Origin of the sequence: Kitasatospora sp. NPDC056327, assembly GCF_042261735.1 — a bacterium.
Classification (GTDB): domain Bacteria; phylum Actinomycetota; class Actinomycetes; order Streptomycetales; family Streptomycetaceae; genus Kitasatospora.
The window spans coordinates 1-9,648 of record NZ_JBHJRC010000311.1; the positions used below are offsets into that span (position 1 = coordinate 1).

A 9,648-nucleotide genomic window follows, 5' to 3' on the forward strand; every position below is an offset into this window, starting at 1 on the left:
GCCGGTGTGGGGAGCCGCCCCGAGCGGCGTTCTCAGCGGGCGCCGCCGGCGGCACCGCGGCGGATGCCCAGGCGGTCGACGAGCGTACGGAAGCGCTCGATGTCCTTCTTGGCCAGGTACTGCAGCAGACGGCGGCGCTGGCCGACCAGGATCAGCAGGCCGCGGCGCGAGTGGTGGTCGTGCTTGTGCGACTTGAGGTGCTCGGTCAGGTCCGAGATGCGGCGGGAGAGCATGGCCACCTGGACCTCGGGGGAGCCGGTGTCGCCCTCCTTCTGGCCGAACTCGGCGATGATCTGCTTCTTGACGTCAGAGGCGAGAGCCACTGCAACTCCTTCGAGGTGATACCGAGCGTTCCTGGTCTACGGCACAGGACTCTGTGAGAACTCGGTGTCGTGACGGGCGCGGCCGGTGGTCGGCCGTCCGGGGGACGGACACACGGCTGCGCTCGGAGGCCAAGCGTACCAGTGCCGCCGGAGCGCACGGCCGGCGGCCCCCGGCGCCCGGGTCAGCCGGTGGCGCCGCGCACCAGCCGGTAGACGTCGAGCACGGCCAGCACCAGCGGGACCAGCGACATCAGGGTGAGGCTGTCGACCAGGTCCAGGACGCGCCCCCAGAAGGGGGAGACGCCGAGGCGGGGCACCACCAGGGCGATCGCGGTGAGCACCGCGGCGCCGAAGGCGATCGAGGCGGTCAGCCAGACGGTGCGCAGGTCGGCCCCGGTGGAGCCGATGCCGGCCCGCAGCACGAACTGCGGGGTGTGCAGGGAGAGGCCGACGATCAGCAGCGACAGTCCGAGCAGTCCGGCGGTGGTGAGGGCGAGGACCTGGGCGCTGTAGCGGAACAGCCGGGCGCGCAGCATGGTGGCGAGGCCGAGGACGAGCGCGAGCAGCTCGGGGAAGGTCTCGTCGGTGAAGCCGAGCACCGCGCAGGAGCCGACGATCACCGCCGCGCAGCCGCCGACCAGGCCGACCAGCACCTCGTGGCCGCGGCGGGCCCGGTGGGCGATCCGCTCGTACTGGACGAGTTCGGCGCGGGCGGCCTCCTCGTCGTGGTCGCGGCCGCGGGCGCGGGTCTGGCCGGGGGCGCTGTAGCCGACGGGGAGCCGGGCGAAACGGGCGGACAGGCCCGGCAGGAAGCCGATCACGGCGACGGCGGCGACACCGGTGACGGCGGCGATGTGGTCGGCCGGGGTGTCCGGCAGCAGGACGGCGGCGAAGGTGGCGAGCGCGCCGGCCGCGGCCAGGAAGGCGGCGGCGACGAACGCCGAGTCCCGCTCGGGGAGCAGGCCGACCAGCAGCACGGCGACCACCAGGACCGCGACGCAGCCGGTGAGGAACTGCAGCCGGCCCGGGCCGTCCAGAGGTCCGCCGCCGGTGGGGGCGAGGATGCCGCTGCCAGCGATCAGGGCGTGCGGCAGGGCGCCGAGGCCGAGCGCGAGGCCGGCCCAGGCGTCCCGGTAGACCCGGGCGCGCACGCCGGCGAGGGCGGTGAGCACGACGGCGACGACGCCGGAGAGCACGCCGGGCAGGCCGTGCATGTCGTGGCGCAGGTCGGAGAACCAGAGCGCGAAGCCGAGCAGGGTGAGCAGCAGTCCGGTGCCGGTGAGGCCGAAGGCCCGCATCAGCTCGGGGCTCCAGAACCGGCGGTCGGCCTCGCCGGCGGTGGCGATCGCGTCGGCGACGTCGTCGTAGACGGCGGGCGGCAGCGACTCGGCGAACGGGCGCAGGCTGAGCAGGTCGCCGTCGCGCACCTGCTGGGCGGCGAGCGAGCGGCTGCCGTCGAGCACGGTGCCGTCGCGGCGCACCAGGTGGAAGCCGGTGGGGACGCCGTCGGGCTGGGTCCCGCCGGACAGCCGCAGCACCTCGGGGTAGACGTCCGCGAGCGGGACGTCCTCGGGCAGGGCGACGTCGATCCGGCTGTCCGGGGCGACGACGGTGACCCGGCAGAAGCCGGTGGTGGCGGGCGTCGTCATGCCCCTGCCTCGTTCGCTCGACGCACGTGGCGCTCCCCCTCGGTGACGGTGCCGCGGCACCGGCGGTCGGTCGGTCCGGCCGTCCCGCGGGCGCCCGGCGGGCGGAACCGGCCAGGTGCGGCCACGAGTTGGCGCGGCGTTACCCTACCCGCCCGGTTCGTGCCCGGCCCCGCGGAGGGCGGCCGGGCCCGCGCGGCCGGGGCCCCAGTAGGATCGGCCCCTGCGCAGGGCGGCGGGGGCGGCGCGCGCCTCTCCCGATGCCTGCGGTCGGCGGAGCGGGGGGCGGCGTCACACGGGGTGTCCCCCGCCGTACGGATCCAGTTGCGTGAGGGCTGATGCCGTGAGGATCGAGCGAAGCGTTCGTGGTCGGGGGGTGGGACGCGCATGGGCGTGATCACGGTGAAGCGGCCGGCCCGGGCCTATCCGCCCGCAGTGCCGGACGAGCCGGTGGAGCTGGTCGCCCCTCCGGAGCTTCCCAGGTCGGGCGGCGAGGACTGGGTGATGAGCATCCTGCCGATGCTCGGCATGGGCGGGTCGGCGGTGTTCTTCTTCGCGCCGGGCGCCCAGGCCCCGATGAAGATCATGGGCGGTCTGATGATCGTCTCGACGGTCGGGATGGCGCTGGCGCAGATCGTCCGGGCCCGCAAGGGCGGCTCCACCGCGACCGCGGACGAGCGGCGCGACTACCTCAAGTACCTGCAGCAGATGCGCCGCCAGGTCCGCCGGACCGCCGAGCGCCAGCGCGGCGCGCAGCTGTTCCTCAACCCCGAGCCGGACCAGCTCTGGTCGATCGTCGCGGACGGCCGCCGGCTGTGGGAGCGGCGGGCCGGCGACGCCGACTTCGCCCAGATCCGGGTCGGCCGCGGACCGGTGCAGCTGTCCACTCCGCTGGTCGCGCCGCAGACCGCGCCGATGGACGAGCTGGAGCCGCTGTCGGCGGCCGCGATGCAGACCTTCCTGAAGGCCCACGGCACCCTGCCGGACCTGCCGCTGGCGGTCTCGCTGCGCGCCTTCTACCACATCACGGTCTGCGGCGACCCGGACACCGTCTACGGCAACGTCCGGGCGATGATCGCCCAGTTGACCACCCTGCACTCGCCCGACGACCTGCTGGTGACGGTCGCCGCGGCGCCCGGCGCGGTGGACGAGTGGGAGTGGACCAAGTGGCTCCCGCACAACCAGCACCGCAAGGAGAGCGACGGCGCCGGTTCGCGCCGGCTGATCGCCACCGGTCTCGGCGAGCTGGAGCTGCTGATCCAGGACGAGCTGGCCGGGCGTCAGCGCTTCGTCCGGGACGCCTCGCCGGCGCCGGACCAGCCGCACGTGGTGGTCGTCATGGACGGCGCCTCGGTACCGCACGACTCGCTGCTGGCCGGCGCCGAGGGCGTGCACGGGGTGACCATCGTCGAGGTGGTTCCGGGTGACCTGGACGAGCCGACCGGGCACCTGGTCGTCACGGTCTCGCCGGACTCGCTGGTGCTGCGCTCGGCGTCCGGCGCCACCTACGCCGGCACCCCGGACACCCTCACCGCCTGGCAGTCCGAGGCGCTGGCCCGGCAGCTGGCGCCGTACCGGGCCTCGGCCGGCGGCGACGACGAACCGCTGCTGTCCAACCTGGACTTCACCGACCTGATGAACTCGGGCGACCCGGGCTCCTTCGACGTGGGCCGCAGCTGGCGGCAGCGGGCGCAGCACGAGCGGCTGCGGGTGCCGATCGGCGTCGGGGCCGGCGGCGAGCACGTGTACCTGGACATCAAGGAGGCCGCGCAGGAGGGCATGGGCCCGCACGGCCTGTGCGTCGGCGCGACCGGCTCCGGCAAGTCCGAACTGCTGCGCACCCTGGTGCTGGGGCTGGCGATGACGCACTCCTCGGAGACGCTGAACTTCGTGCTCGCCGACTTCAAGGGCGGCGCGACCTTCGCGGGCATGGCGGACATGCCGCACACCTCCGCGGTGATCACCAACCTGGAGGGCCAGCTCACCCTGGTGGACCGCATGCGGGACGCCGTCGAGGGCGAGCTCAACCGGCGCCAGGAGCTGCTGCACCGGGCCGGCAACTACGCGAACATCCACGAGTACGAGCGGGCCCGGGCGGCCGGCGCGGCGCTGGACCCGCTGCCCTCGCTGGTGCTGATCATCGACGAGTTCTCCGAACTCCTCACCGCCAAGCCCGACTTCATCGACATGTTCATCCAGATCGGCCGGATCGGCCGGTCCCTCGGGGTGCACCTGCTGCTGGCCTCGCAGCGCCTGGAGGAGGGCAAGCTGCGCGGGCTGGACACCTATCTCTCCTACCGGATCGGCCTGCGCACCTTCTCGGCGGCCGAGTCGCGGGCGGCGATCGGGGTGCCGGACGCCTACCACCTGCCGCCGGTGCCGGGCGTCGGCTACCTGAAGTTCGGCACCGACGTGATGGACCGGTTCAAGGCGGCGTACGTCTCCGGGCCGTACCGGGCGCCGGGGCAGCAGCGGTCGACCGGCGGCCGGCTGGTGACCGCCCGGGCGGTCCGGTTCACCGCGGCCGAGGTGCCGGTGACCGAGCCGCTGGTGCAGGAGGTCGAGCCGCAGGCGGAGGAGCCGGACGACGCCCTGGCGGACACCGTGCTGGACGTGTTCGTGCAGCGGATGGCGGGCCAGGGCCCGGCGGCGCACCAGGTGTGGCTGCCGCCGCTGGACGCGCCGCCGAGCGTGGACCAGCTGCTGCCGCCGCTCCAGGCGACCGCCGAGCGCGGGCTCACCGCTCCGCAGTACGGCGCGCTCGGCCGGCTGCGGGTGCCGGTCGGCATCGTCGACAAGCCGCGCGACCAGAAGCGGGACATCCTCGACCACGACTACTCCGGCGCGGCCGGCCACGGCCTGGTGGTCGGCGGCCCGCGCTCCGGCAAGTCGACGATGATCCGCACCACGGTGGCCTCGTTCGCGCTCACCCACACCCCGCTGGAGGTCCAGCTCTACCTGCTGGACTTCGGCGGCGGCGGCTTCCAGTCGCTCCAGGACCTGCCGCACGTCGGCGGGGTGGCCGGGCGGCTGGACGCCGAGAAGGTGCGCCGGATGGTCTCCGAGGTGCACGGCGTGCTGAACCGGCGCGAGGAGCTCTTCCGCGCCACCGGGATCGACTCGATCGGCACCTACCGGGCCCGCCGGGCCTCGGGCGTGCTGCCGGAGGAGGCCTTCGGCGACGTCTTCCTGGTGATCGACGGCTGGAACACCTTCAAGCAGGAGTTCGAGGTGCTGGAGCCGGTCATCGGCGACATCGCCCAGCGGGGCCTCGGCTACGGCGTCCACCTGATCGTCACGGCGGCCCGGTACGCCGAGGTCCGGCCGGCGCTGAAGGACCTGCTGCAGAACCGGACCGAGCTGAAGCTCGGCGACGCGATGGAGTCCGAGGTGGACCGCCGGGTGGCGCAGAACGTGCCGTCCGTCCCGGGCCGCGGCGTCACCGCGGACCGGCTGCACTTCCTCACCGGTCTGCCGCGGCTGGACGGCTCCGGCTCGGTCGAGGAGCTGCAGAGCGGCGTGGCCGGCCTGGTCACGGCGGTCGCCGGGGCGTGGACGGGCCCGCGCGCGCCGCAGGTGCGGATGCTGCCGGCGGTGCTGGACGGGCACTCGCTGCCGAAGGGCTTCGAGTTCCCGGAGCGGGGTGTCGCCTTCGGCGTGGACGAGGCGGAGCTGGCGCCGGCCTTCGTCAACTTCGAGACCGATCCGCTGTTCATCGTCTTCGGCGACACCGAGTCCGGGAAGTCCGCGCTGCTGCGGATGCTGGTCAAGCAGATCACCGAGCGCTACACCCCGGACCAGGCCGGCATCGTGGTCGGCGACTACCGGCGCGCGCTGCTGGGCGTCGTCCCGCCGGAGTACCTGGTCGAGTACGCGGCGGCGCAGCCGGCCATGTCGAGCGTGGTCGAGATGCTGCGCGGGGCCTGCGCGCGCCGGCTGCCGGGGCCGGACGTGACCGCGGAGCAACTGCGCAACCGCAGCTGGTACAGCGGCAAGGACATGTTCGTGGTCGTGGACGACTACGAGCTGGTGGCGACCTCCTCGGGCAATCCGCTGGCGGCGCTCGCGGAGTTCCTGCCGTTCGCCCGGGACATCGGCCTGCGGGTCGTCGTCGCGCGCAGCGCGGGCGGTGCGGGGCGCTCGCTGTACGAGCCGTTCATGCAGCGGATGCGCGAGCTGGGCGGCCAGGGCGTGCTGCTCTCCGGCAACCGGGACGAGGGGCCGCTGCTGGCCAACGTCAAGCCGCAGGCGCTGCCGCCGGGACGCGGCGTGTTCGTCTCGCGCCGGGCGACCGGCGGGCAGACGGTGCAGACGGGCTGGCTGCCGGCGCCGTAGCCGGCCGCCCCGGGGCCACGGAGCGTGATCGGAGGGGTCGGGTCCCCGGACCCGGCCCCTTCCGCCGTCCCGGGTGCTGAAACGTTACCTTGATCTTTGCGCCGGAGGGCTGCGGTTCCCGTACCCGGCCCGGGGGCCGGCCGGCGGCGGACGGGCTCCGGCCGTCCCGCCCCCGCGCTCGACCGCCACCTTTGAATGCGCGGATGCAACATGCCGTTCACCTTGGATTCAAGCGTTTTGTGGTGAAAGTAACAAGTCGGACATGCACAGTGATGACGATAAGTGATCATCAGATCGCATGTCTGCGCGCCTCGTGGCAACGGATTCCGAAGCGATTCCGCCATTGACGCGATCGATACGGCCAAGGTTCCATGGCGGCCCGGGAGCGACAGGACCAGAACCCGAGCACACAGCCAGCGGAGGCGATACCGCTCCCTCTCCAGGACCGCACAGAGCCGATCGGATGCCTCATGACCGACACGCTTCGCCCGCCGACCCCCGTGGCCCCCGCCACGGCCGCCGCAGGGGCGGGTACCGCCCCGCAGCAGAAGCTCAAGCGCTCGATCGGTGTCGTCGGCGGCACGCTGCTCACGCTGTCCTGCGTCACCCCCGCGTCCACGCTCTTCGTGATCGTCCCGGAACTCTTCTCCAGCATCGGCAGCGCGACCGCGCTGGTCATCGCGATCGGCTCGCTGCTCTGCATCGCGGTGGCCTTCTGCTACTCCGAGCTGGGCACCCTGATCCCCAGCGCCGGCGGCGAGTACGCGATGGTCGGCACCCTGGCCGGGCGGCTGGCCGGCTGGCTGGTCTTCGTGCTCTCGCTGATCGTGGTGATGATCGTCCCCTCGGTCATCGCCCTCGGCACCGCCGACTACCTCGCCCCCGTCCTGCACGTCGACAAGCCGCTGGCCGGCGCCGCGGTGATGCTCGCGGCCACCCTGGCCGGCCTGCTGGACCTGCGCGCCAACGCCTGGATCACCGGCGTCTTCCTGGTCCTGGAGGTCATCGCGGCCGGCGTGGTGTCCGTGCTCGGCTTCGCCCACGCCAACAGCGGCGCCCCCAGCATGCTGCACGGCGTGGTCACCGGCGAGGACGGCGTCGCCACCACGGTCAGCGTCGGCGCGATCATCGGCGCCCTCGGCATCGCGCTCTTCATCACCCAGGGCTTCTCCACCGCCGTCTACCTCTCCGAGGAGCTGGAGAACCCCCGCCGCAACGTCTCCCGCACCGTGCTGTGGACGCTCGGCATCTCCGCCGCGATCATCCTGGTCCCGGTCGCCGCCATCACCATGGGCGCCCCCGACCTGGCGACCCTGAGCTCCGGCGACATCTCCGGCCTGGTCACCGCCTGGAGCAACTCCGCGGTCGGCACCTTCATCAGCCTCTGCGTGGCACTGGCCATCATCAACGCCGGCATCGTCATGGTCATCCAGAACTCCCGGGTGCTGTTCGCCTCGGCCCGCGACAAGGCCTGGCCCGGGCCGGTCAACAAGGCCTTCGGCACCCTGGGCCGGTTCGGCTCCCCCTGGGTCGCCACCCTGGCCGTCGGCCTGCCGGGCGCCGCACTCTGCTTCGTGAAGGGCGAGCTGCTCAGCGAGATCACCGGCGTCGCCGTCACCGGGATGTACCTGCTGGTCGCGATCGCCGCACTGCTCTCCCGCCGCAACCGCCACAAGCACGCCGCCGCCTGGCGGATGCCGCTGTGGCCGGCCGTGCCGGTGGTGCTGATCGCGGTGCTGGTCTACGTCATCACCCAGCTGGACGCCGTGCCGCTGCTGTGGACCGGCGGCATCACCGCCGCCGCCACCCTCTACTGGCTGTTCTACCTGCGCCCCCGGCAGGACACCCGCTGGGTGATCAGCCTCCCCGACGACCAGCAGGACTGACCCCGCCGACCCCTCCCCTCCCCCACACGGCGGTGCCCCGGACTCCCCCAGGTCCGGGGCACCGCCGCGTCCGCGTCCTCGCGCGGGTGGGCCCGGCGCGACTCCCCGGTCCGCCGCCTCCCGCACCGGCCGCACGGTCCGCGCGGGCGCGCTGCCGGTCGCGCCTCAGGGCCGCCGGCGGTGGTCGCGGAGCACCACTGCGCCGCCGATCAGCAGCGCGACCAGCAGCGCACCCGCGCCCAGCACGTAGGTGGCGGTGCGGCCGTCGCGGTCGGCCTGGGTCTCGCCCAGACCGAGCGGGCGCGGCACGATCGGCGCGGAGGCCAGCCGGACCGGCGGGTCCTCCACCGGGCGGTCGGCCGGGGCCGCGGGGGCGGTGGTGACCGCCTTGACCGGGTCGACCACGCCCCAGCCGATGTACTCGTTCGCCTTGTGGTCGGTGCGCTGGGCGGTCTGCTCGATCCAGGCCCGCACCTGGCTCGGCCGCCAGTCCCTGTGGGCGCCGACCAGCAGCGCCGCCAGCCCGGCCACGTACGGCGCGGCGAAGCTGGTGCCGTTGTCCACGCACTGCCCGCCGCGCGGGACCGTGGAGAGCATGTCGACCCCGGGGGCCGCGACGTCCACGAAGGCCCCGTACTGGGAGAAGTAGGTGCGCTCGTTGTTGCGGTCGGAGGCGCCGACGGCGAGGACGGTCGGGAACGCCGCCGGGTAGGTGTCGCCCTTCTTGCCGTCGTTGCCGGACGAGGCGACCACCACCACGCCCCGGCTCTCGGCGTTGTCGATCGCGGCCTTGAGCTCGTCGTAGCCGACGAACCGGCTGTCACCCGCGCCGCGCACGTCCTGGGAGATGTTGATGACCCTGGCGCCCTGCTGGACCGCGGAGTCGATCGCCTCGACGAGCGAGTGCACGTCGCCGTTGCCCTCGGCGTCGTTCTGCCGGATCGACAGGATCGCGGCGCCCGGGGCGATGCCGACGAAGCCGGTCTGCTCGCTGCGGGCGGCGGCGATGATGCCGGCCACCTTGGTGCCGTGGCCGACCAGGTCGTCCCTGCCACCGCCCTCGACCCGCTTGCCCTCCTTGTCCTTGAGCAGCGAACCGCCGTCGAGGACCTTGTTGGCGAGCTGGGGGTTCTGGTCGTCCACCCCGGTGTCGATGACCGCGACCAGCACGCCCGCACCGGTGGTCGCGCCGCCCTGCCAGAGCTCGTCCAGCACCATCCGCTGGAGCGACCACGGCACGGCCTGCACGTTCTGCGCGTTGCGGCCGCACTCCCCCGCGGCCGAGACGCCCGGGCCCGCCGCGGCCGCCGGGCCCGTCAGCGGGCCGCCGAGCAGCGCGAGCGCGGCCAACGCCGCGGCCGCTGTCCGGTACCTGACCACCGGCACCCTGCCACCCCTCCTGTCGTCCACCTGGTCGCGCGGTCGCGCGCCGGGAGGCGGGCGCCCCGGTGCGGGTCG

At 73.7% G+C, this 9,648-nt stretch carries 5 protein-coding genes; 2 read left to right on the forward strand and 3 right to left on the reverse strand.

Features of this window, described 5'->3' with window-relative positions:
• Window positions 1-32: 32 nt before the first annotated feature.
• Together rpsO and eccD are read right to left on the reverse strand one after the other, a co-directional pair.
• Window positions 33-323, reverse strand: coding sequence for a 30S ribosomal protein S15 (gene rpsO, locus ACFCX4_RS30835; RefSeq protein WP_209416808.1), 291 nt, complete (start codon window positions 321-323; stop codon window positions 33-35).
• A gap of 182 nt (window positions 324-505) precedes the next feature.
• Window positions 506-1,972: a type VII secretion integral membrane protein EccD gene (gene eccD / locus ACFCX4_RS30840; protein ID WP_376149614.1), complete on the reverse strand. Its 1,467-nt coding sequence runs from the start codon at window positions 1,970-1,972 to the stop codon at window positions 506-508.
• A 384-nt stretch (window positions 1,973-2,356) separates the two neighbouring features.
• Here eccD and eccCa point away from each other — a divergent pair, with 384 nt between their 5' ends.
• Window positions 2,357-6,304: a type VII secretion protein EccCa gene (gene eccCa, locus ACFCX4_RS30845; protein WP_376149617.1), complete on the forward strand. Its 3,948-nt coding sequence runs from the start codon at window positions 2,357-2,359 to the stop codon at window positions 6,302-6,304.
• A 470-nt stretch (window positions 6,305-6,774) separates the two neighbouring features.
• Complete coding sequence (locus ACFCX4_RS30850) at window positions 6,775-8,190, forward strand: APC family permease (protein WP_376149620.1); 1,416 nt, start codon at window positions 6,775-6,777, stop codon at window positions 8,188-8,190.
• Window positions 8,191-8,355: 165 nt separating this feature from the next.
• Here ACFCX4_RS30850 and mycP read toward each other — a convergent pair whose 3' ends face one another.
• Complete coding sequence (gene mycP, locus ACFCX4_RS30855) at window positions 8,356-9,576, reverse strand: type VII secretion-associated serine protease mycosin (RefSeq protein WP_376149623.1); 1,221 nt, start codon at window positions 9,574-9,576, stop codon at window positions 8,356-8,358.
• Window positions 9,577-9,648: the final 72 nt, after the last annotated feature.